The organism is Photorhabdus aballayi, from assembly GCF_026153155.1.
Taxonomy (GTDB): Bacteria; Pseudomonadota; Gammaproteobacteria; order Enterobacterales; family Enterobacteriaceae; genus Photorhabdus; species Photorhabdus luminescens.
This window is the reverse complement of sequence record NZ_JAPFCD010000016.1, coordinates 47,587-73,224: the sequence shown is the minus strand read 5'-3', so window position 1 is coordinate 73,224 and position 25,638 is coordinate 47,587. Positions and strand designations below refer to the sequence as shown.

Genomic DNA, 25,638 nt, shown 5'->3' with positions numbered 1-25,638 from the left:
CGGCATTTAAGCCGTGAATTCAGTGTTTACTTTCTGGCACGGGATTCGTTAATCAAGCGAACTTCTTCGCGTTCTTCCGGTGTCAGGCCTTCGGTTCTTGCCCTGGCGATAAGAATGTTTAAACGTTCTTCTAACGCTGAATCAACGAGATGATCCAATGCGTCACGAAATGTATTTTCTGCTATTTCTTCTACTTGTATATCGTTCCATGTAGCTAATTTTTCAAGTTGTTTACTAAATTTATTATCACGATATTGTTCTAGCAGTTGTCCAGTTGTCAGCCCTGGCTGAGTAAGACAAACCTCCACAAGCTCCATAAATAATGGTAAGCCTGCGATTTTGGCCTGCATAATTCCTTGTAGGGGAACTAAAGCGGCTAAGTGTGGGTTTTGTACCAACAGTCCTATAAGTATACGCATAGTTGTCGGTTTTAGCTGCGGCATCTGATAATTATTCCCACTTTCCAGACGCTGCGGTAATAAACGCTCCAACTGTACTGCATCAGGAATGCCTATCATATTGCCAAGTTCTTGTCTCATATAGAGACGCAAAGTTTCTCCAGGAATCTGGTTAATCAATGGAACAGAAAGTGAACTGAGCTTTGTTTTGCCTTCAGGATTACTCAAGTCAACTTGCGGCAGTAATGATTCGAACAGAAATTCAGACAATGTATGAGACTGTTCCATTCTTTGTTCAAATGCTTTTCGGCCTTCCTTACGGACTAGTGAATCAGGATCTTCGCCATCAGGCAAAAACATAAAACGTAACTGCCTACCATCATTCAGATAAGGTAGCGCTGTTTCCAATGCTCGCCATGCTGCATCACGCCCGGCTCTGTCGCCATCGTAACAGCAGATGACGTTATCAGTAGCGCGGAAAAGTAATTGAATATGTTCCGATGTAGTGGAAGTACCTAGTGAGGCAACCGCATAATCAATACCAAACTGCGCCAGTGCTACCACATCCATATAACCTTCAACCACTAATAACCGTGAAAGGTCACTGTGATTTTGTTGTGCTTCATAGAGGCCGTATAGCTGACGGCCTTTATGGAAAATTTCAGTCTCTGGTGAGTTGAGATATTTTGGGAGCGCATCTCCCAAAACACGTCCGCCAAAGGCAATCACGCGTCCTCTGCGGTCACGGATTGGAAACATTATTCGTTCGCGGAAGCGGTCATAGGTACGGCCATTATCATTTGCGACCAACATCCCAGCGTCATTTAACTGCCGACGATCTTCCGCATTATGGGCAAACCGCTTCAAGGTGTTATCCCAACCAGCGGGAGCGAAACCAATCGAGAAACGGTGAATAATTTCTTCACTAAGCCCCCGTTGAACCAGATATTGCCGGGCTGGTTGTGCAGCGGAGGTATTTAATGCATTTTGATAGAAGCTGTTGAGCTTATCCATCAGTTGATAAAGATTTTGTCTTTGGTGACGTTCTATCTGACTGCTGCCGGAACCCGCTTCATAAGGGACTTCCAAGCCATGCATAGCAGCCAATTCTTCGATGGATTCGACAAATTCTAGTCTGTCGTAATTCATCAGAAAATCGATGGCGTTACCGTGAGCGCCGCAACCAAAGCAATGATAAAACTGTTTATCGCCATTAACAGTAAACGAGGGTGTCTTTTCGTTATGAAACGGACAGCACGCGTGGTGATTTTTACCTTGCTTTTTAAGTGGCACACGAACATCGATCAGATCGATAATATCGGTACGAGCTAATAAATCATTGATAAATGCGCGCGGAATTCGTCCAGCCATAAGCCCTTTTTACGCCTGTTGATGAACGACAATAAGCCGCGCTCCCTTTCGGAAAGCACGGCCTTTATCTGCAACTACTGTTGTCTGCAAATTCAATCACTATGCGGATCAACCGCAAGGATTAGTACAGACGAGTGCGGCGTGCGTTTTCACGAGCCAGCTTCTTAGCGTGACGTTTTACAGCAGAAGCTTTAGCGCGTTTACGTTCAGTCGTTGGTTTTTCATAGAATTCACGACGGCGAACTTCTGCTAATACACCTGCTTTTTCGCAGGAACGCTTAAAGCGACGCAATGCTACGTCGAATGGCTCGTTTTCACGTACTTTAATTACCGGCATGTGCCTCTCACCTCAATAGAAATCGGTCTTGCTGGCGTGGGATGCCAGCCATCTTAAAATGGTGCGGAATTTTACTTCAATGAACACGGCTTTGTAAAGCGCCGCAGCAAATTGAAACAACAACACTACGACGGTGATCTGCAAATCAATTCCGTAATATTGATGATAACCACACAGGGATTTTATGTAGAGGAGTGATTATAGACTAAGCAGTAAAAATAGTCAGCATGTAAGCCGCGCAAATTATCTTATTAATGATAAACTGGCCCTCTTCCGTGGAATATAGGTAGTGTAATGCGAGTTTTAGGTATAGAAACGTCCTGCGATGAAACCGGGATCGCAATTTATGACGACAAAGCCGGTTTATTGGCAAATCAATTATACAGTCAGATTAAACTGCATGCTGATTACGGTGGAGTCGTGCCTGAATTGGCTTCACGTGATCATATCCGCAAAACAGTACCCTTGATTCAAGCTGCTTTGAAAGAGGCTGGATTAACCCGTAAAGATATTGATGCGGTAGCTTATACCGCTGGTCCTGGTTTGGTTGGCGCATTGTTGGTGGGGGCGACGATTGGCCGTTCTTTGGCGTTTGCCTGGGATGTTCCTGCGATTCCTGTTCATCATATGGAAGGGCATTTACTCGCTCCGATGTTGGAAGATAATAGTCCTGAATTCCCATTTGTAGCTCTGCTGGTGTCTGGTGGTCATACACAGCTCATTAGTGTAACGGGTATTGGTAAGTATGAGCTGCTTGGTGAATCAATAGATGATGCCGCTGGTGAAGCATTTGATAAAACAGCCAAGCTACTGGGATTGGATTATCCCGGGGGGCCGGTCCTCTCCAGGATAGCTCAAAAAGGAGAAGCTGGGCGTTTTGTATTTCCTCGTCCGATGACAGATCGTCCTGGGCTGGACTTTAGTTTTTCAGGATTGAAAACTTTTGCTTCTAATACTATTCGTAGCAACAGCAATGATGAGCAGACCAGAGCGGATATTGCCCGTGCTTTTGAAGATGCGGTAGTTGATACATTAGCGATTAAATGCAAAAGAGCGCTTGAGCAGACCGGATTCAAGCGGCTAGTAATGGCTGGTGGTGTCAGCGCCAACCGAACATTGCGCACCAAGATGGAAGAGGTCATGGCAAAATTGGGTGGCGAAGTATTTTATGCGCGCCCTGAATTCTGTACAGATAATGGCGCCATGATTGCGCTTGCCGGCATGATTCGCCTAAAAGGGGAGGTGAGTGACTCACTTGGCGTGACAGTCAAAGCCCGCTGGCCATTGTCGGAATTACCCGCATTATAAATCTTCTTAATATAATGAAAATAAAAGACCAGTAACTCAATGAGTTGCTGGTTTTTATCCGATTCTATTATTAATCTTCTTTATCTTTGCTCTTTTTCTGTTTGGTTTTTTTCTTTTTCGGTCATCTCTTTTTTCTTTTTGAATTTGTTCCAAATACGACTTTCCTGGCCGCGCCACAGACGCTGGATATTATCATGGTGACGTAGTAACACCAGACAGCAGAGCATGGCGACGGGGAAAGTAAATTCAGGTTTAAACCACCAGACATAGAACGGCGCTATCAAGGCACTGATAATTGCCCCTAAAGAGGAATAGCCGCTTAGTAATATAGTTAGCAGCCAGGTACCCATCATCAAACCTGTCAGATCCCAACCGATTACCGCGATAGCTCCAAAAGCAGTTGCGACACCCTTACCGCCTTTAAATTGGAAAAAGATCGGGTAAATATGACCGAGACAAGCTGCCATTGCTGTAATCCCTAAATAGAAAGGGGGAACATAGAGTTGATAAGCCAACCAGACTGGGATCATCCCTTTTAGAACATCACAAATTAGTACTATTGCCGCGGTACTGCGGCCACCAATTCGCAGTACATTTGTCGCGCCTGGGTTGCCTGAGCCATGTTGACGAGGATCAGGTAGCCCAGCCAGACGGCAAATAAGTATTGCGCTGGAGATTGAACCGCAAAGATACGCGAAGATGATCATACCAAGCGCGATAGCACTCATAATGTCTCCCCAATAATAATGGTCGTTTTCTTAGCCTAGTCATGGATAATACGCATATTTAGTCGGAAGTGGTATCTGACAAATTGAAAAACAGGAAAATGACGTGATGGATATCGTATTTATTGAGGAGTTAGTCGTTATTACTACAATTGGTGTTTACGACTGGGAACAGACCATTAAACAGAAGTTAGTGTTCGATATCGAAATGGGATGGGATAATGAACGTGCATCTTCCAGTGATGATGTCGAATATTGTCTGGATTATGCCAAAGTTAGCGAATCGATCATCAATCATGTAGAAAATCAGAATTTTGCTCTGGTTGAAAGAGTGGCTGAAGAGGTAGCGGCTCTGTTGTTAAAACGTTTTAATTCGCCGTGGGTACGGATAAAAGTCAGTAAACCGGGTGCTGTCGCACAGGCTCGTCAAGTTGGTGTTATTATTGAAAGAAAAAAATAATCTGATCAGTAGTGAATTCGGCTGCCATATTATTGTCATTGTTCTTACATAGACTGGCATGCGGTGGTGCCAGGCTTGATAATTATGTCAATTGATTAATGACAATGAGAATAATGGTAGCTGAATTTATTCCATGCTACTTGTTTCGGATATTTATTTATGGGCGACCTTTCTATATGACTGACCTTTCTACCTTGTTTCATGCAGCTATTCTTGGTGTTGTTGAAGGGCTAACTGAATTTCTTCCTGTTTCCTCTACCGGCCATATGATTATCGTTGGCCATATGTTGGGATTTACCGGCGATAAAGCTGAAACATTTGAAGTTATTATCCAGCTTGGATCTATCCTTGCTGTGGTCGTGGTGTTTTGGCGTCGCTTGTTTGGACTCATTGGCATCCACTTTGGTGAAGTTCCTCACGAAGGTAAAACCAATGGCAAACTGAAATTGAGCCATATTATTTTAGCAATGCTGCCTGCGGTGACGCTTGGGTTGCTGTTCCATGATGTCATCAAATCACTGTTTAACCCACAAAGCGTAATGTATGCCTTGGTTATTGGTGGTGTGTTGCTGATTACAGCAGAAATCTTGAAACCTAAAACACCGAGAGCAGAAGGGCTGGATGATATTACTTATCGTCAGGCTTTTATGATTGGCTGTTTTCAGTGTCTGGCGCTGTGGCCGGGATTTTCCCGTTCAGGCGCGACAATTTCTGGTGGAATGCTGATGGGAGTTAATCGTTATACTGCATCAGAATTCTCGTTTATTCTGGCTGTACCGATGATGATGGGGGCAAGTGGATTAGATTTATATAAGAGCCTGCACTTTTTGAGCGCTTCTGATATCCCAATGTTTGCTGTTGGTTTTATTACTGCATTTGTTGTCGCGTTAGTCGCCATTAAAACTTTTCTGGCATTGATTAAGCGTATATCTTTTATCCCATTTGCTATCTACCGCTTTATTGTGGCTGCTGCTGTTTACTGGGTATTTATGTAGTGAATGGTTCCCCTGATATCAATTTAATTCGAATATTGCCCAGTGTTTGATATCAGGGGATGTTTCAGGTGACACTATTATCTTGAACGGTATTGTCTTGCTGTTTCCATTCCGCTAATGCGCGCTGGCGTTGACGTCGTAACTCATGACCAATGTCAGCACCACGTAACCCACTATCTACAATGTTTTTCACCTGAACCTGGCTGGCAACTTTGAATGCTTGTTGCAGATAATCACTTTGTGGATATGGCGTATCTTCAAAACCGGTACGACCCCGTGCATCGGCTTCACTGATGATAATCAATTGTTCTATTCGCTGAGGCTTACGCCATGCATCAATGGCATCAAACAACTTAAGTAATGTTTTTGGCCGCAATTGAGCGACGGTATGCACTAAATCATGATACTGAGCAGCCAGTTTTGCCAAATCACGGGCAGAATTAGGAACGCGCAGACGTTGACATAATTGATCGACTAACTTAACGCCTGCTGGCCCATGTCCATAATGGTGAGGCCATTGTTCTGGCGGAGTCAGCCCTTTACCAAGATCATGGCATAGAGCAGCAAAACGGCTATCGACTTCATCTGTTAATTCAGTTGCTACTTTCAGCACCATTAACGTATGAATACCAGTATCAATCTCAGGATGCCACTTCTCTGGTGCGGGAACGCCAAACAAATTATCAATTTCAGGAAACAATACTGCCAATGCGCCACAATCACGTAAAACCTGAAAAAAGACCTGAGGGGAATGGGTGGTAAGCGCTTTTTCGGTCTCTTTCCAGACACGTTCTGGTGTGAGTGCTGATAGCTCGCCGTTAATTGCCATATTTGACATTAATGCCTGTGTTTCTGGTGCGATGGTAAACCCTAAATGGGCGAAACGAGCGGCAAAACGAGCCACTCGTAATACCCTTAATGGATCTTCAAAGAAAGCATCAGAAACATGGCGTAGGATGCGATTGTTTAAATCATCAACACCATGATAAGGATCGACAAGTTCACCTGCGGGTGTTTGAGCGATCGCATTAATTGTCAGATCACGGCGCTGCAAATCGTCTTCCAGTGTGACATCCGACGCAGCATAGCAAGTAAAACCTGTATATCCCTGGCCGGATTTTCTCTCGGTGCGTGCCAGTGCATACTCTTCGTGGGTTTTGGGATGCAGGAACACTGGAAAATCTTTGCCAACTTGCTGATATCCTTGGGATAGCAATTCTTCTGGCGTTCCACCCACAACCACCCAATCCCGCTCGTTCACAGGAAAATTTAGCAGGCGATCACGTACTGCGCCGCCAACCAGATAGACTCTCACCTAATATGTTCCTTTATCAGCTCATCCAACGGTCATTACGCTTACGGCGTGGAATCATATGTGGCAGTAATAGCCCAAAGATTAAACCAGCGCCTGCAACACCACCACCGTACATAAACCATTGCAGAATGATATTGCGTTGTTTGTCATCAAGTTGCAGATTTGCGGCATCAAGCTTTTTTTCTGCCACCGTCAGTTTGTTTTTCAACTTCTCATTCTCTTTTTTCAACTCTGTAATAATGTTACTGCTATTGGCAACCTTCAGTTGCATATCGGCAGTGCGCTGATTCCAGTTATTGTCTATATTGGCTAACTTATCCGTCAATGTTTTCACTTCCTGTTCTAGCTCCGGGAGGCGGGTGCGCAGGCTAGGTTTATTACTAAGCTGGTTAACTGGCAGCCAGACAAGACGGCCTTTATCATCTTTGACTTGAGCGTAATTACTATCGCGATTGATGCTTATCAATGTGACTTCATCACCGGCATTCAGTGTGCCGGCAATACGATACTGGTTACCCGGCCCGGCGTGTGTGTAGGTAGATAACTCATCAGATACATAGCGCTTTCCTTCCGCATGGGTAGTGAGCGAAAAGCTGAGGCTTATTAGCGCCGTAAGAAGTAAATGTAGTTTTCGCATTGTGATTTCAACTGTTCTTTATCTATGGTGAGTTTAGAATTTGATAGTAAAGAGTTAAGTTTGCTAGAGCAATCGGTAAACCAAAATGACACTTTTCTAATCGATTGAATACAAGGCTTGTTGTCTGTTGAACGAAACATTTCCTGCTAATTACTATCATAACTTACAAGAAAGGGAAATTTTAATTTTCTTCTTACTCATCGTGGAAAAAAGCTAAATCAAGGTAAGATGAAAGGCAAAGATTGTCATCAATGGTGCAGATATGAGTGTAGAAATCGAATTAAAACTTATCGCCAGACCACAAGCTATTCCTGCAATTCGTCAGCAGTTACTATTATTTCCTCATCACTATTTTTCTCCCCAAAAGTTGACCAATATCTATTTTGAAACGCCGGATAACCAACTGCGCGGTCTTGATATGGGGTTGCGGGTCCGTGGTTTTGATGACCAGTATGAGATGACGATCAAAACAGCCGGTAAAGTGGTTGGAGGTTTGCATCAGCGACCGGAATATAATGTGCCATTGGCAAAGCCGGAATTGGCATTGACTCTGTTTCCATCGCACATCTGGCCTGACAACTGTGATGTGGAAGTGTTGCAATCTCGCTTAAATGCGTTATTCAGTACTGACTTTATGCGTGAGAAGTGGATGGTAACTTATGGACAAAGTGAAATTGAAGTGGTGCTTGATCAGGGAGAAATTATTGCAACCAATCGCAAGGAGCCAATTTGTGAGTTTGAACTGGAGTTAAAGCAAGGAACTATAGCCGATGTATTAGCATTAGCGATTGAGTTGGCAAAATCAAACGGCTTGCGGCAAGGAAATAAGAGTAAAGCCGCTCGTGGTTATCAGTTAGCGCAGGGGAAACCGAAAGCAGCTTTACTTTCAACTCAGGTAGAAATTGATATGCAGCAGTCATTACCTTCGGTACTCACGTCAATGTTAACCCATTGGCAGGAACAAGAGGAGCGTTGGTTGGCCGGTTTATCGGATGGTCGGGATGGTTTAAAGCAAGTACTGACTTTGATTCAGCAGACGATCGAATATTCTAGTGAGCCGAAACAGTTGGATGACCAATTAGTTGCTATCAACCAGAAATTATTGGATACGGAAACAGAAGCTGAAACGCTATGTTATAGCGCGCTCTATTTGCAATGTAAGTTGGCACTGACTATGTGGTTAATAAATCTATGTGGTTAATAAATCTCTCCGCTTAAATAACAGGAATTCTCTATGTTGCCACTTTCAACTCCGCTTCTGGCTCAGTTACAACGTGTGACTGAACATTTTCAGCAATTGACTTTGAATATTGGGCCGTTTGATGCTGATGAGCAGGTCATATTGTCACTGAGTGATTTTGTTGTTGAAAACTTGCAAACTCATCCTGAATGGTTAGCCGAGATCCGTCAACATCCACCTGGAGCGCAGGAGTGGCATCAATATGCTGAATGGTTGCAACAGTTACTTGCATCAGTAGAGGATGAAAATACCCTGATGCGGGTTTTACGTCAGTTTCGTAATAAGATTTTGGTGAGAATAGCTTGGTTGCAGGCACTGTATAGCATTACGACGCAGGAGACGCTGCAACAACTCAGTATGTTAGCTGAAACGTTGATTATTGGTGCCCGTGACTGGTTATATCAGCGTTGTTGTCAGGATTGGGGAACCCCTTGCAATGAGCAGGGCGAACCACAACCGCTTTTGATTATCGGTATGGGAAAACTCGGTGGTGGCGAGCTGAACTTCTCTTCTGATATTGATTTGATTTTTGTCTATCCTGAAAACGGTCTTACCCAAGGTGGCCGTCGTGAAATGGATAACGCTCAGTTTTTTACCCGTTTGGGGCAGCGTCTTATCAAAGTGCTCGATCAGCAAACTGCGGATGGTTTTGTGTATCGGGTGGATATGCGTTTGCGTCCGTTCGGTGATAGTGGCCCATTGGTGTTCAGCTTTGTTGCATTGGAAGATTACTATCAAGAGCAGGGGCGTGATTGGGAACGTTATGCAATGGTGAAAGCACGGATTATGGGTTCGGGCAACCAAGCGTATGGTGAAGAGTTACGTCGGATGTTGAGACCATTTATCTTTCGCCGTTACATTGATTTCAGTGTGATTCAATCCCTGAGAAATATGAAGGGCATGATAGAACGGGAAGTGCGTCGTCGTGGCTTGAAAGACAATATCAAACTGGGTGCTGGTGGTATCCGTGAAATAGAGTTTATCGCCCAAGTGTTCCAACTGATTCGTGGTGGACGTGAACTGTGTTTGCAATCTCAGGCGTTGTTGCCAACTCTGCAAATGATAGCGCAATTGGCGCTTTTGCAACCATTGCAGGTGGAACAACTTGTTGATGGTTACCTCTTTTTGCGGCGATTAGAAAATCTTTTACAGTCAATTAACGATCAACAGACTCAAACTCTGCCGGAAGATGAACTGAATCGTTCACGACTGGCGTGGGGCATGGGATTTGAAAGTTGGGACGCTTTACTAATTGAATTGAACAGCAAGATGGGCGCTGTTCGGACTATTTTTACGCAATTAATTGGCGATGATAGTGATAATAGTGAAGAAGAACCTGATCATGTGCCATTTAAAAGTTTGTGGCTGGAAAATCTCGAAAAAGAAGAGTTAATCGTACTCGCTCCGCACTTAGATGAGTCGGTTGCACAGCAGATATTGCATGTCATTTCTGTGTTCCGCCATGACGTAGGCAAGAGAACCATTGGCCCTCGTGGGCGTGATGTGCTCGATCATCTGATGCCACGTCTGTTGGCAAAAGTTTGTTTGCGACAAGATGCCAATATAGTGTTGGAGAGGATTACTCCGCTGTTGTTAAGTATTGTTAGCCGTACAACCTACCTGGAACTGATATTGGAATCGGAAGCTGTACTGACGCATGTTATCCGGCTGTGTGCAGCTTCACCGATGATCGCGACTCAGCTTGCCTGTCATCCATTGTTGCTGGATGAACTGCTTGATCCACAATTTCTGTATGAACCTTTACCACTGAATGCCTATAAAGTTGAATTGCGACAATATTTGTTGCGGATACCTGAAGATGATGAAGAGCAGCAATTAGAGGCTCTCCGCCAGTTTAAGCAGGCGCAATTACTAAGAATTGCTGCGGAGGATATCACGGGCGTGTTGCCGGTGATGAAAGTCAGTGATCATCTCACTTATCTGGCAGAAGCAATTATTGAAGCGGTTGTTTTACAAGCGTGGGGGCAAATGGCAAAACGTTATGGTGTTCCAGCACATCTGAGCCAGAGGCAGGGATTAGGATTTGCTGTGATTGGTTATGGCAAATTGGGCGGTTGGGAATTGGGTTACGGCTCTGATCTTGATTTAGTTTTCCTGCTTGATTGCCCGATGGATGTGATGACCGATGGCGATCGATCGATTGATGCCCGGCAATTTTATTTGCGTCTGGCACAACGGATTATGCACTTGTTCAGTGCTCGAACTTCCTCTGGTGTGTTGTATGACGTGGATGTCCGCCTGCGTCCTTCTGGCGAATCCGGCATGTTAGTCAGTACCGTTGAAGCATTTGCTGATTATCAGCAAAATCAAGCGTGGACTTGGGAACATCAGGCATTGGTTCGCGCCCGTATGGTATTTGGTGATGAAAACTTGCATCGGGATTTTGAGCGGATACGCCATCAGACGTTATGTACACGACGAGAACCTGCTTTGTTACGCCAACAGGTAAGGGAAATGCGGGAAAAGATGCATAAACATTTAGGCAGTCACCATTCAGATCAATTTGATATTAAAGCTGATCCGGGAGGTATTACAGATATCGAATTTATCGCTCAATATCTGGTGCTTCGTTACGCGGCTGAAAATGAGCGTTTGGTGCATTGGTCGGATAATGTGCGGATTTTTGGATTAATGGCGAACTATGGAATTATGGACGAAGATGAAGCAGCCGCATTAACACAGGCTTACGTTTCTATGCGTGATGAACTACATCATCTGGCGTTACAGACGCTTTCTAGTCGAGTATCAACCCACTGTTTCAGTGAGCAGCAAGAACGGATATGTCGTAGTTGGCAACAGTGGTTGGGGGAACAGTAACGGGTTTTATCGGTTTGGTGTAGGGATTTCACAGGCGTATGATAATATTTGGCACCAACTAATATTTAATGTTTGGAGCAAGGGATGAAAATGACACTCCCGGATTTTCACTGTGCAGGGGTTTTAGTCGTCGGTGATGTTATGTTAGATCGCTACTGGTATGGACCAACCAGCCGGATTTCACCGGAAGCGCCGGTGCCTGTTGTAAAAGTCAATACCATTGAGGAGCGTCCGGGAGGCGCTGCCAACGTTGCTATGAATATTGCGGCTCTTGGGGCGAATTCACATTTAATCGGTTTGACTGGGGTTGATGACGCAGCACATGCTCTGAATGAGAAACTGAGCAGCGTTAAGGTGCGCTGTGATTTTGTTTCTGTTCCGACACATCCGACAATTACCAAACTGAGGGTACTTTCTCGTAACCAGCAGTTAATTCGCTTAGATTTTGAAGAAGGTTTCGATAACGTTGATGCGCAGCCGATGCTTGAGCGTATTGAACAGGCGTTACCTCGTATTGGGGCATTGGTTCTATCTGACTACGCTAAAGGTGCGCTGAGTCAGGTTCAGAGCATGATCAAACTGGCGAACGCTGCCGAAGTCCCGGTATTAATCGATCCGAAAGGCAATGATTTTGAGCGTTATCGCGGTGCAACTTTGTTAACGCCGAATCTGTCTGAATTTGAAGCAGTAGTGGGGCACTGTAAAGATGACAATGAATTGGTTGAGAAAGGGACTCGGCTAGTTAAAGATTTGGAACTTAAGGCATTACTGATCACCCGTTCTGAACAGGGAATGAGTTTGTTGAGTGTTGATCAGCCTCCGTTGCATTTGCCTACGCAGGCTCAGGAAGTGTTTGATGTAACAGGTGCTGGCGATACGGTTATCGGTGTGTTAGCAACGGCGCTCGCGGCTGGAAAGCCATTGCATGAGGCCTGTTTCTTGGCGAATGCTGCTGCGGGAGTGGTCGTTGGCAAATTGGGAACCTCGACGGTTTCGCCGATTGAATTGGAGAATGCTATCCGTGGTCGTGCTGAAACGGGTTTCGGAATGATGACCGAATTTCAGCTTAAACAGGCTGTTGCTGATGCGCGTCAACGTGGTGAAAGGATCGTGATGACCAATGGCTGTTTTGACATTCTGCATGCAGGCCATGTCTCTTATCTGGAGAATGCCCGTAAACTGGGTGATCGGTTAATTGTTGCTGTTAACAGTGATGCATCAACTAAACGGCTGAAAGGCGAGAGCCGTCCTGTTAATCCACTAGAACAACGCATGATTGTATTATCTGCTCTGGGCGCTGTGGATTGGGTTGTGCCGTTTGAAGAGGATACGCCACAGCGATTGATTGCGGATGTTTTGCCGGATGTATTGGTAAAAGGAGGCGATTATAAACCGGAAGAGATTGCTGGCAGTGAAGAAGTTTGGGCAGCGGGTGGAGAAGTTAAAGTGTTGAACTTTGAAGATGGTATTTCAACAACCAACATCATCAAGGTGATTAAAAATCAGTAAATAATGTTTTAGTTTGTCGTTGGCAACAGCCAAGATATTACTGCATTGAAAGCTGTAGGTTATTTATACCCGTTATCTTTCAAGTTGCCTCTTTGTTGGCTGCACTCACTCACCCCGGTCACATCGTTAGCTATGCTCCCGGGGATTCGCTCCCTTGCCGTCGCGATGCATCTTGAAATCCATAGGGTATATTTGATCATATTATTAGAATTAAAGTCGGATAAGAGATGAAATCTTCCCGGCTATTTTTTATTTAATTTCGGCTTAATTGAGTGATATTTCATCATAAATAATGTATACCCTTCATCTTTCAAGCTGCTGCTTTGTTGGCTGCTTTCACTCACACCAGTCACATAGTTATCTATGCTCCTGGGGATTCGTTCACTTGCCGCCGCGCTGCAACTCGAAATCTATTAGGTATAGATATTTGTAATATCAGGTACGAATAATTTAATTAACGATGTAAACATTATTAAAATATTATAATAATAATTTAAGTTAATGAAATGTTATTATCTGGTTGTGTGGGGGATTAATCTGAGAAAGTGTGACGTAACAGATAGTTTTTTATCTTTGTGGCATAAAATGCTGGTCACATAACGCCGGCGTATTCATAATGATTTCTGATGTAAATGATTTTTTAATGAAATATGTTATCTATAACTTTTACATTTTAACGTTAGTAGATAAACGGATAATTTTTTTACGCAGGAATAAGTTCTTATGCAAGGTAAGTTAATTTTATCTTCAATTTGTTTAGCTTCGGCAATATTAGCAGGATGTACAACTGAATCTTCTAATACCGTTCAGGTCCAAAAAGTTAATTCTTATAACACCGTATATCAAGGTGTTCGTAGTCCAATTTCTATCGGTAAGTTTGAAAACCGTTCCAGTTATCAAAATGGCATTTTCTCTGATGGCGTTGATCGCCTTGGTAATCAATCTAAAACGATTTTAATCTCTCATTTACAGCAGACCGGGCGTTTTACGGTGCTGGAACGTACCAATATGGCGGAACTGAAAGCAGAAGCGGGTTTACAAGGTAAATCGCAGAAGTTGAAAGGTGCTGCTTACGTTATTACCGGTGATGTGACTGAATTTGGCCGTAAAGAAGTGGGTGATCATCAATTATGGGGCCTGTTAGGACGCGGTAAATCACAGGTGGCTTATTCTAAAGTCATGCTGAATGTGGTGAATGTAGAAACTTCCGAAGTAGTTTTCTCTGTGGCCGGTGCAGGAGAATATAAATTATCCAACCGTGAAGTTATCGGCTTTGGTGGTACCGCCAGCTATGATTCTACACTGAATGGTAAAGTATTGGATCTGGCTATTCGTGAAGCAGTAAACCGTCTGGTTGAAAGTATTGAAACTGGTGCATGGAAGCCATCTAATTAAGAAATATAGGGATATATACTCATGATATTAATGAAAAAAGCGGGCTTATTGCTGGCAGCTATGGTTTTGGCGGGTTGTGTTGCTCAGCCAAAAACGATTTATGAGTGGGATAAATACCAGCCTACAATTTATCAGTATTATCAACAGGATAAAATGAGTTTTGAAGAACAGGTACAGGCTTTGCAGCAAGTAATTGAAAAGGCTAAAGCGAAGAATAAACCTGTACCACCTGGATTGCATGCACAGATGGGCTTGCTTTATAGCAAAACAGGCCGTGTTTCAGAAGCGTTCCATCAGTTTGAAACAGAGAAAAAATTGTTTCCTGAGTCAGCGCCATTTATGGACTTTTTATTAAGTAAAAATAAAGGAACTATGCAATGAACCGTATTCTTTTAGCATTGAGTCTATTGGCGGCATTTGTACTAACTGGATGTAGTAAGTCTGTCCCTTATGATTATTCTGCATTTAGAGAGAGCAAACCGAAATCCATTCTGGTTCTGCCGGCGGTAAACAAATCTCTGGAAGTCAAAGCAGGGCACAGCCTGATTTCTCATGTGACATATCCATTGGCGGAATCGGGCTATTATGTTTTTCCGGTTGCTGTTGTGGAAGAGACATTTCAGCAAAATGGCGTGACAGCGGCGCAGGATGTTCAGAATATCAGTTACAAAAAATTGCATGATATTTTTGGCGCGGATTCAGCACTCTATTTGGATATTGAGGAATATGGTACGCAATATCAAATTATCAACAGCGATACGCGTGTAACGGCTTCCGCGAAGCTGGTGGATTTGCGTAATGGTAAGCAATTGTGGCATGGACGGGCAGTTGCCTCATCGACTGAAAATGAAAGCAGTTCGAATAGCCTTGTTGGTATGTTGGTGTCTGCTGTAGTTTCACAGATAGCGAATACCATTATGGATAAGGGGCATGAAATTGCTGGCATTACAAGTAACCGTTTACTGACAGCCGGTGGTAGTCGTGGCTTGCTTTATGGTCCACATTCTGAACATTACGGTAAAGAACAGCCTTAATCTCTGATTGGTGTGGATGTGTAATGAGCAGATATCACATTCTGCTCATTATCATGGTTATTTTTATGTTCGGTGACCGGATTGGCGGTCACCTTTAGTGGTATGACAATGGCGTGAAACGGGATACAGAGTCTAGTTAAACAGTAAACTTACTCTTCTTTTGCTGTGTCATTAGCAGATGGAACATTCTTATTTTCAAACTTCGCTTCTAGTTCATTTAAACGCTGTTCCATCGCGGTCAATTTTTCACGAGTACGTAACAGAACCTGAGTTTGAATATCAAATTCTTCACGATTCACTAAATCAAGCTTGCCTAGTTGAGATTGCAAAATCATCCGTAATCTTTTCTCTACATCACCACCAAACTCTTTAACCCCCTTTGGTAAAGAATCCTGGATTTGGCGGGCAATTTGTTCAATTTTTTTGGGATCGAGCATGATGCATCCTTTTTATGGCATAAATAATTTCTAAATAGTGTAATACCAGATAGTAAAACCACAAACCATTGTGAGCCAGGTTTCACATTTGATTTTGTTGATTGCCGTTGGTAAATATTAGCGTTATAGTTCACTGGCTTATCTCAGGGCGGGGTGAAAGTCCCCACCGGCGGTAAACATCAGTCCATCTTTCGGGTGGTTTGGTGAAGCCCGCGAGCGCTCCGTTTGAGGTTATCTTTATGATAAAGCGGAGGTCAGCAGATCCAGTGTAATTCTGGAGCCGACGGTGATAGTCCGGATGGGAGAGAATAACGGCATCTGTCGGGCTTCGTGCTCGTCTGTTGTTCCGGCTATGGCATTCGCTGTATCACATTAATAGTATTAATGTTATGGCATAATGTCATAGCGAGAACTCCTCAAGACCGCCCTGATTCTGGTAATCCATAAATTTTAATGAGGTTTCTTTACCATGAATCAGACGCTACTTTCTGAATATGGCACATCATCAGAACGTGTTGAACACGCCATTAACGCTTTGCGTGATGGAAAGGGGGTGATGGTGCTGGATAACGAAGATCGTGAAAATGAAGGTGACATTATCTTTGCGGCGGAAACAATGACCGTAGAGCAAATGGCGCTGACTATCCGTCATGGCAGTGGAATTGTCTGCTTATGTCTGACAGAAGAGCGCCGTCAGCAATTACAATTGCCCATGATGGTAGAAAATAACTCTAGTCCGTTCCAGACTGCATTCACCGTAACCATTGAGGCCGCTCAGGGAGTGACGACGGGGGTTTCTGCGGCTGACCGCATCACGACCATTCGTGCAGCGATTGCAGATAACGCCAAACCAAGTGATTTGAATCGTCCGGGACATGTTTTTCCACTGCGTGCCCAACCTGGCGGTGTATTGGTTCGTCAGGGGCATACTGAGGCAGCAATTGATTTAGTTAGTTTGGCCGGTTTTAAACCAGCAGGTGTATTGTGCGAATTAACCAATGATGACGGTTCAATGGCGCGTACTCCTGAAGTAGTGCAATTTGCGAAACGGCATGGTATGCCGGTAGTCACTATTGAAGATTTGGTAACTTATCGCCAGGCAATAGAACAGAAAGCAAGCTGAAACGTTATTGTCCGATAAGCTGATGAAATATCAGTTATAACGTACATACTTTTTAAAGTCACAGTTCGCGCAAGCTGTGGCTTTTCAGTTTTTTTGAAAAACTCCATCACCGTTAGCCCACTGTTTTACTTATCTGAAAGGCGTAACCTGTCCGCAAGTATTAAAATTACCTATATTTGGTGTGAGAGGTCGTTATGAATATTTCCAGAATGCCGGCACTGTTTATTGGTCATGGCAGCCCAATGAATGTACTGGAAGAAAATCGCTATACCAATGTGTGGCGTGAACTTGGTGAAAGGCTGCCTGTACCCAGAGCGATTCTGGCGATTTCTGCTCATTGGTATACCAATGGCACAGCGGTAACAGCTATGACTCAGCCGAGAACTATCCATGATTTTCGTGGCTTCCCTCAGGAGTTGCATGAAACTCAGTATCCAGCGAAGGGATCACCTGAACTGGCGGTTTTAGTACAGGAGATGCTGGAACCTGTGGAAGTTTATGCCGATCATCATCAGTGGGGATTGGATCACGGGACTTGGGGTATTCTGGTTAAGATGTATCCTCAAGCTAATATTCCTGTGATTCAATTGAGTATAGATGACGCCAAACCAGCGATGTATCACTACGAATTAGGCAAAAAGCTGGCGGTTTTACGGGATGAAGGTGTTTTGATTCTAGGGAGTGGTAATGTGGTACACAATCTTCGTACCATGAAGCGGCAGGAACCCAATGCTGAACCGTACCCTTGGGCGGAATCATTTAACCATTATGTGCGTGATAACCTTACCAGTTATGAGCAACCTTACCCTTTGATTCACGCATTGGACAGGGAAGATGGTCAGTTATCTAATCCATCTCCTGAACACTTTTTACCATTGCTGTATATCATGGGAACATGGGATAGAAAAGAGGCGGTTTCTATTCCAGTAGATGGTATTGAATCCGGTTCGCTGAGCATGCTGTCTGTGCAGGTTGGTTGAATAGCCGGTTTACGTGCTGTATTGGTTAAAGGTTATTTACCCTTTTGGCGACTTCTGGTGGTGAGATCATCACCATCTTGTCTGCGCTATGATCATTGAAACATGGCCTTACGTCGGATTAAATTCCATCAATAATTATCTCAATGCCAATACTTATTTCTGAATTTCTTCTAGTGATTTGCTATATATGTAAAAATATTAATTTCGTGAGTATAACAAGAGAATGATGTCTGGAAAGATTGTAAACTGAGTAATATGATTTTTAGTTTAAGAAAATGGATAGCTACAATTGTAATTTCAATGTAATTAAATGTTGCATAGGTAGATTAGTGAATGACTAGTAGAAAAGATATAGAAAACGGTAGATTAATTTATACTGAAGATTTGGGGTGGATTGATTTAGGTCATGCGAAAGGTGATGATTCTAAAATGTTGTGGAATAAATTAATCACTGAAGGTAATGATTCACCTTATAAAAAAGGCTATTTCTTGGTTTACTATTTTCAGGAGATGAGTAAATATACCCTATGGATTTCAAGATGCATCGCTCCCTTGCCGTCGCGATGCATCTTGAAATCCATAGGGTATAGTAATTAATCCAAAATAATATGTGGATAGAAGCGAGATAAATCCTGGGTGATTAATTCACTGTCTTCCCGCAAACCAATGCCGCAAGGTTGATCATTCACCAGCCAGCTACCAATTACCGTATAATTATCACCGAATTTTGGCAGTGTATGGAATTGCTGAACGATCATGCCTTCTTTACCGTAAGGACCATCAACACTGGCAATTTCCTTACCCTTTTCAATGATGCGGATATTAGCCCCTTCCCGTGAGAACAGCGGCTTAATAACATAGCTATCCATTGCTGGATAATTATCATCGGCAAAATAAGCCGGTAGCAGGTTTGGATGATTTGGAAACATCTGCCACAACATGGGTAGCAATGCTTTGTTGGAGATAATGCTTTTCCAAGCGGGTTCTAACCAACGAACGCCAGCATCTTCCAATTTGGTAGCGAAAATCTCACGGAACATTAATTCCCAAGGGTAGAGTTTGAACAGATTGCTGATTACCTGATCTTTCAGGTCAGTAAATTGTCCTTTTTCTCCCAAGCCGATATCTTCAATAAATAAAAATTCGGTTGGAACACCCGCTTCCAGCGCACAATCTTGCAAGTATTGAACGGTACCGCGATCTTCTTCCGTATCCTGACAGCAAGCCATGTGCAGTAAGCCAAAGCCATGTTCATCACGCAACTGAGCAAAGCGTTCAATTAATTGCTCTTGCATGCTGTTGAATTGATCGGCATGTGCTGGCAGCAACCCGGCATTCATCTGATCTTCTAACCAAATCCATTGGAAAAAAGCGGATTCATACAGCGAGGTTGGCGTATCAGCATTATTTTCCAACAATTTTGCCGGGCTTTTACCATCGTAAACTAAATCCAAACGGGAGTAGAGTGACGGCTGGCTGGTGATCCAGGAACTACGAACAAAATCCCAACAATGTTTTGGAATCTGAAATTTAGTCAGCAATTCTTCACTATCGACGACTTTCTCCACTACCTGCAAACACATCTGGTGTAGTTCAGCGGTGGTAGCTTCGATTTCTTCAATTTGAGCGAGAGAAAACTGGTAATAAGCCTCTTCACACCAGTAGGGTTTGTCATACATGGTGTGAAAATTAAAACCATATTCTATCGCTTTTTCACGCCAATCCGGGCGTTCAGTAATCGCAATACGTTTCATCCGTGGTTAGCCTCCCACTGAACGGGATGTGGAGCCTGAAGAGGCGCTGCTGCGTTGCATGGCTGACTGTTTTGCAACAGAGTCGCCGAAGCCGCCCCGCGTAATGGTTGTCGTAGTTGCTGGTTTTGGCGCCATAGCTGTTTTAGGTACTGTCATGGAACGACCGCCTGCGGTTGCAGGGCCATAACTTTTACCCGACGCATCAACGAATTGACCGTTTGCCGGGCTGGCGGCGGATTTGGAGCTAAACAGAGGTTGTGATGGCGCTGAACCACCCCCCATTAAACGTCCCATCATATAACCTGCCATCAGCGGCATCCAGAAGCTGCCGCTTTGCTGTTGCTGCGCCTGTGCTTGACCATTGGCGGAGGTGTTGGCGGCACCACCAGGGCCAGCTTGTGCCGGGGCCTGAGTACATTGCGCTTCGCCAAATTCAGCAATGCAGTCTTCTTTGGTGGCATATTTAGGCGCGGTTTTTTCCGCTTCTTTCAACGCATTGTTGTAAGCAGTAGTACACTGCGCGCTTTGTGATGGATTGGCTTGAGAACATTCATCTGCATTCATGTAAAGAGAGACAGTTTCATCACTCTTTTCACAGGCAGATAACATGAAAACCGCACTGACAGCCATTGCCACAGGTGCAAGGCGATAGTTACGCCAAGCCTTACGGAATGTGTCGTGGTTAATATCTTTGGTCCGCTTTATTGTCATAGTCGTATACCCAGATTTTAGGTGTCTGTAATTCTTTCTTGAAATAGCTTTAAGGATAGGGGAAATATGAACAAAATTAAAGCATAAACCTTCGAATTGCTAGCTTGATTTTTTGTCTGACAAAGAAGTTGCCGGATATTGATTATCTGGTATTCCGTTTAATCTGGTTTTAATGTTGCAAAATATCTGTTTTTTAGAAAAATAGTGCCGTAATTAGTGTTTTATGATATTAATCTTAATTCCATTAATTCAGGTAAATTAAGGTGATTGAATATGTAAAACGATTATGTAAGTAAATCTACTAATTATATTTTCTACTTTTTGTCTCCAGAGAATAACCTCAAAAATATAATCTTAAATTAATAACTTATTGTTATTATATTATTGGTGTTGTATTTTTTATTTTAATTAAGGAATTAAGTAATATGGATAAAAGTCAATATTCGGAAAAATGGCAGACACGTTTTGCATTCTTTGAACAGAATGGCGCCCCTAAAACGCCTGAGCACAAAGCGGCCATGAAAGCAGAACCCTCTATGCGTCGTGTGTTGTTGAACATGAATTTTATTGCCTTCTTTTTTGGTTTTATTTACTTCTTTGTTCTAGGATTATGGCGGAAGAATCTGGTTTTACTTGGAATTGCTGTTGTAGTGATGATGATATTGGGAGTTATGAAAGGTGTTCTGGGGATTGAGCTCCCTCTTGCCGCTAATTTAGCGGTTCAATTTGCTTTTGCGGCAATATGGAGTACTACTGCTAACTATGCTTATTATTTGAAAGAAACAGTGAATAGCCAGAGCTGGAATCCGTTTGAAGGACTTTTCTAATAATATATTGTCTGGATTAAGAAATAGCAGATTTTATTTTAAAACAAATTACTATTGGTGGTAGGAAATAAAACAGCCCACTTAGTGGTGGGCCGTTTATTATTAAAGACAGAATAACTGGATCAGTTACGAGTAGAAGTTACTGGTGCTGGCGTTGCCGTTTCCTGAACAATGCTGTTAGCGGAAGTTGAGAGCTGTTTACCTAGCGTATTATTCAGAGCAACTAAATCCTTCTCATTTAACGTACCAAGTGCATGCTGAATATTCAGTTGATTAATCAGATAATCATAGCGAGCATTGGATAGCTTTTGTTTGGCCTCGTACAACTTTGTCGTGGCATTCAGTACATCAACAATGGTACGTGTACCAACTTGATAACCCGCTTCCATTGCGTCGAGTGAGCTTTGTGCGGAAACAACAAGCTGTTTATAGGCGTCAATACTGCTGATGGAAGCCGATATGTTGTTAAAGGAAGAACGGACAGTCTGTACAACATTACGGTAAGCGCTCTCTAATTGTTCGCTGGCGCTGACAAAACTATATTGTGCTTGTTCAACGCGGGAGCTGGTTGCGCCGCCGCTATAAATTGGCAGACTAAGTGTCAGGCCAACGCTGTTTTCACCGCTATAGTTGTTTGATCTGCCTGGTGCATGATTCTGGCTGTTTGAAACATTGGTAGAAGCGCCTAAATTAATGGTTGGCATATGGCCGGCTTGGGCTGCTTTGATTTGTTCACGAGCCAGATCCTGACTTAAACGGGCGGATAGCAGATTTAAATTACGTTTCTCTGCCTCTTTCAGCAGAATATCTACCGCTTCTGGTTTCTGTGTTTTGAAATGATCAATATTCAGCGAGGCTAGCCGAGGGTAATAAATACCAGTTACCTGACGCAGAGCTTCCAATGCATTGTCCAGATCATTACGGCTGACAACTTCCTGAGCGAGTACGTCATCATAGTTAGCACGGGCGTTCTGGACATCAGTAATTGCAACCAGACCGACATTAAAACGTTGAGTCATTTGATCCAACTGGCGATAAATGGCCGCTTTCTGAGCTTCAATGTAGGAGAGCGTATCAATGGTGCGTAATACTTTGAAATAAGCTGTCGCACTATCCAGAATCAGTTTTTGTTCACTGCTTTGATAGGTAACATCAACAATACCTGCCGTTTTTTCTTCTAAGTTCAATTGGCGCCATTTAGACATATCAAAAATGGTCTGACTCAATCCAAGATTCGCATTCAATGTATTGCTTTCTGTGTCACGTTGATCGCGGTAACCACTTTTATAGGAGTATCCGGTATTTAATTCCAACTGAGGTAATAACGGGCTACGGGATTCATTAATTTTTTCAAAAGCTTTATTACGTTCAGCCATTGATTTACGTAGTTCAGGGTTACTCTCTTTTGCTTGCTTATAAACTTGCAAAAGATCTTCAGCCTGACTCATTGAACTAAATCCCGTCAGGCTCATAGCGATAAAAATGGAGAGCAGTTTCTTCATTGTAATTCCTTGATTGCACAGCTATTTTGCTCGTTGTCTATCCCATTAGACTATTTTATTCGCCATGCTTTGTGATAAAGAGTGAATGCTCCGGGGGCTGCCCGTTGCCCGAGTTCACTATTCATTACAAGAACGGCCTGCACCAATTACGCCTATTGGGATAGACTCTTACGTTGCCTTGGTGAAAAACGAAATGTTACTGATTCTAGCAGAGTATGCTATCAGCCAAAGGTAGCCGTTTGTGCCATATTGCCTTAATTTAGCTTAACTTTACACCACCAAAGGATGAATTTTTTAACTCTGCTTGATTAATATCATCTTAGTGGCTAGCCAATAAGGAAGTATTTGGGAGAATTTTATGCATAAGAAGTCGTCAACACCAGTTATATTGGATAAGCAGGATGTGGAAATTATCACGAAAAAAAGCTTATACAATGGGTTCTTTAAACTGACAAATTACCGCTTTCGCCATCGCTTATTTGCTGGTGGTTGGAGTGAAGAAGTGAGCCGTGAAGTGTTTGAGCGGGGCCATGCCGGTGCATTGTTGCCTTATGATCCACGTCGTGATGAGGTTGTATTGATAGAGCAGATACGTATTCCGGCAATAGAGACAAAAGCAACGCCGTGGTTACTGGAAATTGTCGCCGGCATGATTGAAGAGGGCGAAGAAGTGGAGCAGGTGGTGCGTCGCGAAACAATGGAAGAGGCAGGAATTGAAGTTAAACGTTGCAAACCGGTGTTGAGTTATCTCTCCAGCCCAGGAGGAACAACGGAACGTATCTCTGTGATGGTGGGGGAAGTGGATGCGACGACAGCTACCGGTATTCATGGCTTGTCTGGCGAACATGAAGATGTTCGGGTGCATGTAGTTAGTCGTGAACAAGCTTATCATTGGATGGAAGAAGGAATTATTGATAATGCTGCTTCTGTTATTGCGATACAATGGCTGGCATTACACCATGAAAAGTTAAAAAAAGAGTGGAATTCAGATAATTCCTAATTTTTGACTGAGAAAAGGGAAGTGTGTGCCAGTCAGCAGATCTCTTGCGTTAAAACGAGTTATGATGCTCGTCGATGACTTATAGGACAAGGAAACCATTTGGAAAGCCAGTTTGAACTGCCTGTGGTAGAAGGAACCACAGCCAAAATATTGCAAATAACAGATACGCATCTTTTTGCCGGCAAAGAAGATACTTTATTGGGTATCAATACTTATCGTAGTTACCAGGCGGTACTGGATGCCATCCTCAAACAAAATGCTGATATTGATTTAATCGTAGCGACAGGTGATTTGGCGCAGGATCAGTCGCTGGAAGCTTATCGGCATTTTGCTGAGGGTATCGCCCGTTTGCCGGCGCCTTGCGTCTGGTTGCCCGGTAATCATGATTACCAGCCTGCGATGGTGGATGCCTTGGCGGCGGCTGGCGTCTCTCCGTCGAAACAGATTTTAGTCGGTAAACACTGGCAACTTTTGATGCTTGATAGTCAAGTGCAGGGCGTTCCTCACGGAGAGTTGTCGGAATATCAGCTTGAATGGATGAAAAAGTGCCTGGATAGTTATCCTGAACGTTACACGGCGATCCTGCTTCATCATCATCCATTACCATCGGGTTGTACCTGGCTGGATCAGCATAGTTTGCGCAATTCACATATTCTGGCCCAGTATCTGCAAGGTTATTCACGGGTTAAGGCGATGCTTTGCGGGCATATACATCAGGAGATGGATCTGGATTGGAATGGCATCCGTATGATGGCGACACCATCGACATGTGTGCAATTCAAACCACATTGTACTAATTTTATGCTTGATACTGTTGCGCCGGGATGGCGTTATCTCGAATTGTCTATTGCCGATAATGGCGAATTTGGTTTGACCACTCAGGTTCATCGACTAGAGAGCAATGAGTTCTGCCCTGATTTAGATTCGGATGGATATTAGGTTGTGTTTGTCTCCTTGTGTTGCTGTGTTACTCTCTGCTTATTGGATTTGTTGAGCCTCACTATTTGTGGCTTGTCGCACAGGAGCGTAGCGGCCGGTGGTATTTACGCACAATTGAGGGGCACGGCCTGATGTCAACGTTACTCTATTTGCACGGTTTTAACAGTTCCCCACAGTCTGCAAAAGCCAAGGCCCTAAAAGCGTGGTTGCATCAACATCATCCTGAAATCGACATGCTGGTGCCTCAGTTACCCCCTTATCCGGAAGAAGCGGCTGAGTTGCTGGAAAATTTGGTGATGGAGCGTGCCGGGGATGATTTGGGTATCGTTGGTTCTTCTCTCGGTGGTTATCTGGCGATATGGCTTTCACAATGTTTCAGCTTGCCCGCTGTAGTTGTCAATCCAGCCGTGCGTCCGTTTGAATTACTGCGGAATTATCTTGGGGAAAATATTAACCCCTATACTAACCAACGATACACGTTGGAGCCGCGCCATATTTATGACCTCAAAGTTATGCAGATTGAACCGCTGGAGTCGCCGGATCTTATCTGGTTATTGCAGCAAACCGGAGATGAGGTGCTGGATTACCGCCAAGCGGTTGCTTATTTGGTATTATGTAAGCAAACTATTGAATCTGGTGGTAATCATGCCTTTATCGGGTTTGAACACTATTTCCCACAAATCATCAATTTTCTTGGGCTTTCTAGTGATGGTGAGAAAAAACTTGCCAAAAATGTTTGAACGACTGGTATTATCAACAGTATACAAAACTGATTAGCCCTTTAATCAAGAAGCAACCAACAG

Annotated in this window: 26 protein-coding genes and 1 riboswitch; of the genes, 16 read left to right on the top strand and 10 right to left on the bottom strand. The window is 43.5% G+C overall.

The features are described from left to right. Positions 1-26: 26 nt before the first annotated feature. The 3 genes from dnaG to OO184_RS10750 all read right to left on the bottom strand — a co-directional run bounded on the left by dnaG (position 27) and on the right by OO184_RS10750 (position 2,250). Positions 27-1,769 (bottom strand): DNA primase, encoded by a 1,743-nt coding sequence (gene dnaG, locus OO184_RS10760; RefSeq protein WP_265379175.1) that lies wholly within the window; start codon positions 1,767-1,769, stop codon positions 27-29. Between the two features lie 121 nt (positions 1,770-1,890). After that, a complete protein-coding gene (gene rpsU / locus OO184_RS10755) occupies positions 1,891-2,106 on the bottom strand; it encodes a 30S ribosomal protein S21 (protein ID WP_001144069.1) in 216 nt (71 codons plus the stop codon). A gap of 12 nt (positions 2,107-2,118) precedes the next feature. Beyond that, on the bottom strand, positions 2,119-2,250 hold the full coding sequence (locus OO184_RS10750; protein ID WP_265379174.1) for a hypothetical protein: 132 nt from the start codon (positions 2,248-2,250) through the stop codon (positions 2,119-2,121). Between the two features lie 150 nt (positions 2,251-2,400). Between OO184_RS10750 and tsaD the strand changes: the two genes are divergently transcribed. Next, positions 2,401-3,414, top strand: coding sequence for a tRNA (adenosine(37)-N6)-threonylcarbamoyltransferase complex transferase subunit TsaD (gene tsaD, locus OO184_RS10745; RefSeq protein ID WP_265379173.1), 1,014 nt, complete (start codon positions 2,401-2,403; stop codon positions 3,412-3,414). 80 nt (positions 3,415-3,494) lie between these two features. Here the strand turns inward: tsaD and plsY are convergent, their stop codons facing one another. After that, positions 3,495-4,142: a glycerol-3-phosphate 1-O-acyltransferase PlsY gene (plsY, locus tag OO184_RS10740; RefSeq protein WP_265379172.1), complete on the bottom strand. Its 648-nt coding sequence runs from the start codon at positions 4,140-4,142 to the stop codon at positions 3,495-3,497. Positions 4,143-4,248: 106 nt separating this feature from the next. Between plsY and folB the strand changes: the two genes are divergently transcribed. Both folB and bacA read left to right on the top strand, forming a co-directional pair. Beyond that, positions 4,249-4,599: a bifunctional dihydroneopterin aldolase/7,8-dihydroneopterin epimerase gene (folB, locus tag OO184_RS10735; protein ID WP_265379218.1), complete on the top strand. Its 351-nt coding sequence runs from the start codon at positions 4,249-4,251 to the stop codon at positions 4,597-4,599. Between the two features lie 176 nt (positions 4,600-4,775). Then, positions 4,776-5,594 carry an undecaprenyl-diphosphate phosphatase gene (gene bacA, locus OO184_RS10730; RefSeq protein WP_046396997.1) on the top strand — a complete coding sequence of 273 codons (819 nt, stop codon included), beginning with the start codon at positions 4,776-4,778 and terminating at the stop codon, positions 5,592-5,594. 64 nt (positions 5,595-5,658) lie between these two features. Here the strand turns inward: bacA and OO184_RS10725 are convergent, their stop codons facing one another. Together OO184_RS10725 and OO184_RS10720 are read right to left on the bottom strand one after the other, a co-directional pair. Beyond that, a complete protein-coding gene (locus tag OO184_RS10725; protein WP_265379171.1) occupies positions 5,659-6,909 on the bottom strand; it encodes a multifunctional CCA addition/repair protein in 1,251 nt (416 codons plus the stop codon). Between the two features lie 16 nt (positions 6,910-6,925). Then, positions 6,926-7,546: a TIGR04211 family SH3 domain-containing protein gene (locus OO184_RS10720; RefSeq protein WP_265379170.1), complete on the bottom strand. Its 621-nt coding sequence runs from the start codon at positions 7,544-7,546 to the stop codon at positions 6,926-6,928. A gap of 262 nt (positions 7,547-7,808) precedes the next feature. Between OO184_RS10720 and OO184_RS10715 the strand changes: the two genes are divergently transcribed. The 6 genes from OO184_RS10715 (at position 7,809) to OO184_RS10690 (ending at position 15,562) form a co-directional block, all read left to right on the top strand. Beyond that, positions 7,809-8,747, top strand: coding sequence for a CYTH domain-containing protein (locus OO184_RS10715; RefSeq protein ID WP_265379169.1), 939 nt, complete (start codon positions 7,809-7,811; stop codon positions 8,745-8,747). A gap of 33 nt (positions 8,748-8,780) precedes the next feature. After that, a complete protein-coding gene (glnE, locus tag OO184_RS10710; protein ID WP_265379168.1) occupies positions 8,781-11,624 on the top strand; it encodes a bifunctional [glutamate--ammonia ligase]-adenylyl-L-tyrosine phosphorylase/[glutamate--ammonia-ligase] adenylyltransferase in 2,844 nt (947 codons plus the stop codon). An 84-nt stretch (positions 11,625-11,708) separates the two neighbouring features. After that, a complete protein-coding gene (gene hldE, locus OO184_RS10705) occupies positions 11,709-13,133 on the top strand; it encodes a bifunctional D-glycero-beta-D-manno-heptose-7-phosphate kinase/D-glycero-beta-D-manno-heptose 1-phosphate adenylyltransferase HldE (protein ID WP_265379167.1) in 1,425 nt (474 codons plus the stop codon). Between the two features lie 723 nt (positions 13,134-13,856). Further along, positions 13,857-14,528, top strand: a complete 672-nt coding sequence (locus OO184_RS10700) for a CsgG/HfaB family protein (RefSeq protein WP_265379166.1) — start codon at positions 13,857-13,859, stop codon at positions 14,526-14,528. 21 nt (positions 14,529-14,549) lie between these two features. After that, entirely contained in the window at positions 14,550-14,909 is a 360-nt protein-coding gene (locus OO184_RS10695; RefSeq protein ID WP_265379165.1) for a DUF4810 domain-containing protein, read from the top strand. Next, positions 14,906-15,562 (top strand): DUF799 domain-containing protein, encoded by a 657-nt coding sequence (locus OO184_RS10690; RefSeq protein ID WP_265379164.1) that lies wholly within the window; start codon positions 14,906-14,908, stop codon positions 15,560-15,562. Before OO184_RS10695 ends, OO184_RS10690 begins: the two co-directional genes overlap by 4 nt. Positions 15,563-15,711: 149 nt before the next feature. Here OO184_RS10690 and ubiK read toward each other — a convergent pair whose 3' ends face one another. After that, positions 15,712-15,999 carry a ubiquinone biosynthesis accessory factor UbiK gene (ubiK, locus tag OO184_RS10685; RefSeq protein ID WP_265379163.1) on the bottom strand — a complete coding sequence of 96 codons (288 nt, stop codon included), beginning with the start codon at positions 15,997-15,999 and terminating at the stop codon, positions 15,712-15,714. A gap of 136 nt (positions 16,000-16,135) precedes the next feature. Next, positions 16,136-16,313: riboswitch (FMN riboswitch) on the top strand. Positions 16,314-16,468: 155 nt separating this feature from the next. Between ubiK and ribB the strand changes: the two genes are divergently transcribed. From ribB to OO184_RS10670, 3 genes are all read left to right on the top strand, one after another. After that, positions 16,469-17,122 (top strand): 3,4-dihydroxy-2-butanone-4-phosphate synthase, encoded by a 654-nt coding sequence (gene ribB, locus OO184_RS10680; protein WP_265379162.1) that lies wholly within the window; start codon positions 16,469-16,471, stop codon positions 17,120-17,122. A 194-nt stretch (positions 17,123-17,316) separates the two neighbouring features. Further along, entirely contained in the window at positions 17,317-18,102 is a 786-nt protein-coding gene (gene ygiD, locus OO184_RS10675; RefSeq protein WP_265379161.1) for a 4,5-DOPA-extradiol-dioxygenase, read from the top strand. A 333-nt stretch (positions 18,103-18,435) separates the two neighbouring features. Next, the gene (locus OO184_RS10670; RefSeq protein WP_265379160.1) at positions 18,436-18,699 is read left to right on the top strand and encodes a hypothetical protein; all 264 of its coding nucleotides are present in this window, start codon (positions 18,436-18,438) and stop codon (positions 18,697-18,699) included. Here the strand turns inward: OO184_RS10670 and OO184_RS10665 are convergent. Both OO184_RS10665 and OO184_RS10660 read right to left on the bottom strand, forming a co-directional pair. Then, a complete protein-coding gene (locus tag OO184_RS10665; RefSeq protein ID WP_265379159.1) occupies positions 18,696-19,856 on the bottom strand; it encodes a glutathionylspermidine synthase family protein in 1,161 nt (386 codons plus the stop codon). The genes OO184_RS10670 and OO184_RS10665 overlap by 4 nt on opposite strands. A 6-nt stretch (positions 19,857-19,862) precedes the next feature. Further along, the gene (locus OO184_RS10660; protein WP_265379158.1) at positions 19,863-20,567 is read right to left on the bottom strand and encodes a DUF1190 family protein; all 705 of its coding nucleotides are present in this window, start codon (positions 20,565-20,567) and stop codon (positions 19,863-19,865) included. Between the two features lie 425 nt (positions 20,568-20,992). On the opposite strand from OO184_RS10660, the gene OO184_RS10655 reads away from it, so the two are divergent. Further along, positions 20,993-21,394 (top strand): DUF2628 domain-containing protein, encoded by a 402-nt coding sequence (locus OO184_RS10655; RefSeq protein WP_265379157.1) that lies wholly within the window; start codon positions 20,993-20,995, stop codon positions 21,392-21,394. Positions 21,395-21,516: 122 nt separating this feature from the next. Here OO184_RS10655 and tolC read toward each other — a convergent pair whose 3' ends face one another. Then, positions 21,517-22,896 carry an outer membrane channel protein TolC gene (gene tolC / locus OO184_RS10650; protein ID WP_265379156.1) on the bottom strand — a complete coding sequence of 460 codons (1,380 nt, stop codon included), beginning with the start codon at positions 22,894-22,896 and terminating at the stop codon, positions 21,517-21,519. Positions 22,897-23,254: 358 nt separating this feature from the next. Between tolC and nudF the strand changes: the two genes are divergently transcribed. From nudF to yqiA, 3 genes are all read left to right on the top strand, one after another. Then, complete coding sequence (gene nudF / locus OO184_RS10645) at positions 23,255-23,896, top strand: ADP-ribose diphosphatase (protein ID WP_265379155.1); 642 nt, start codon at positions 23,255-23,257, stop codon at positions 23,894-23,896. A gap of 99 nt (positions 23,897-23,995) precedes the next feature. Further along, complete coding sequence (gene cpdA / locus OO184_RS10640; RefSeq protein WP_265379154.1) at positions 23,996-24,835, top strand: 3',5'-cyclic-AMP phosphodiesterase; 840 nt, start codon at positions 23,996-23,998, stop codon at positions 24,833-24,835. 131 nt (positions 24,836-24,966) lie between these two features. Further along, complete coding sequence (yqiA, locus tag OO184_RS10635) at positions 24,967-25,575, top strand: esterase YqiA (RefSeq protein ID WP_088373874.1); 609 nt, start codon at positions 24,967-24,969, stop codon at positions 25,573-25,575. Positions 25,576-25,638: the final 63 nt, after the last annotated feature.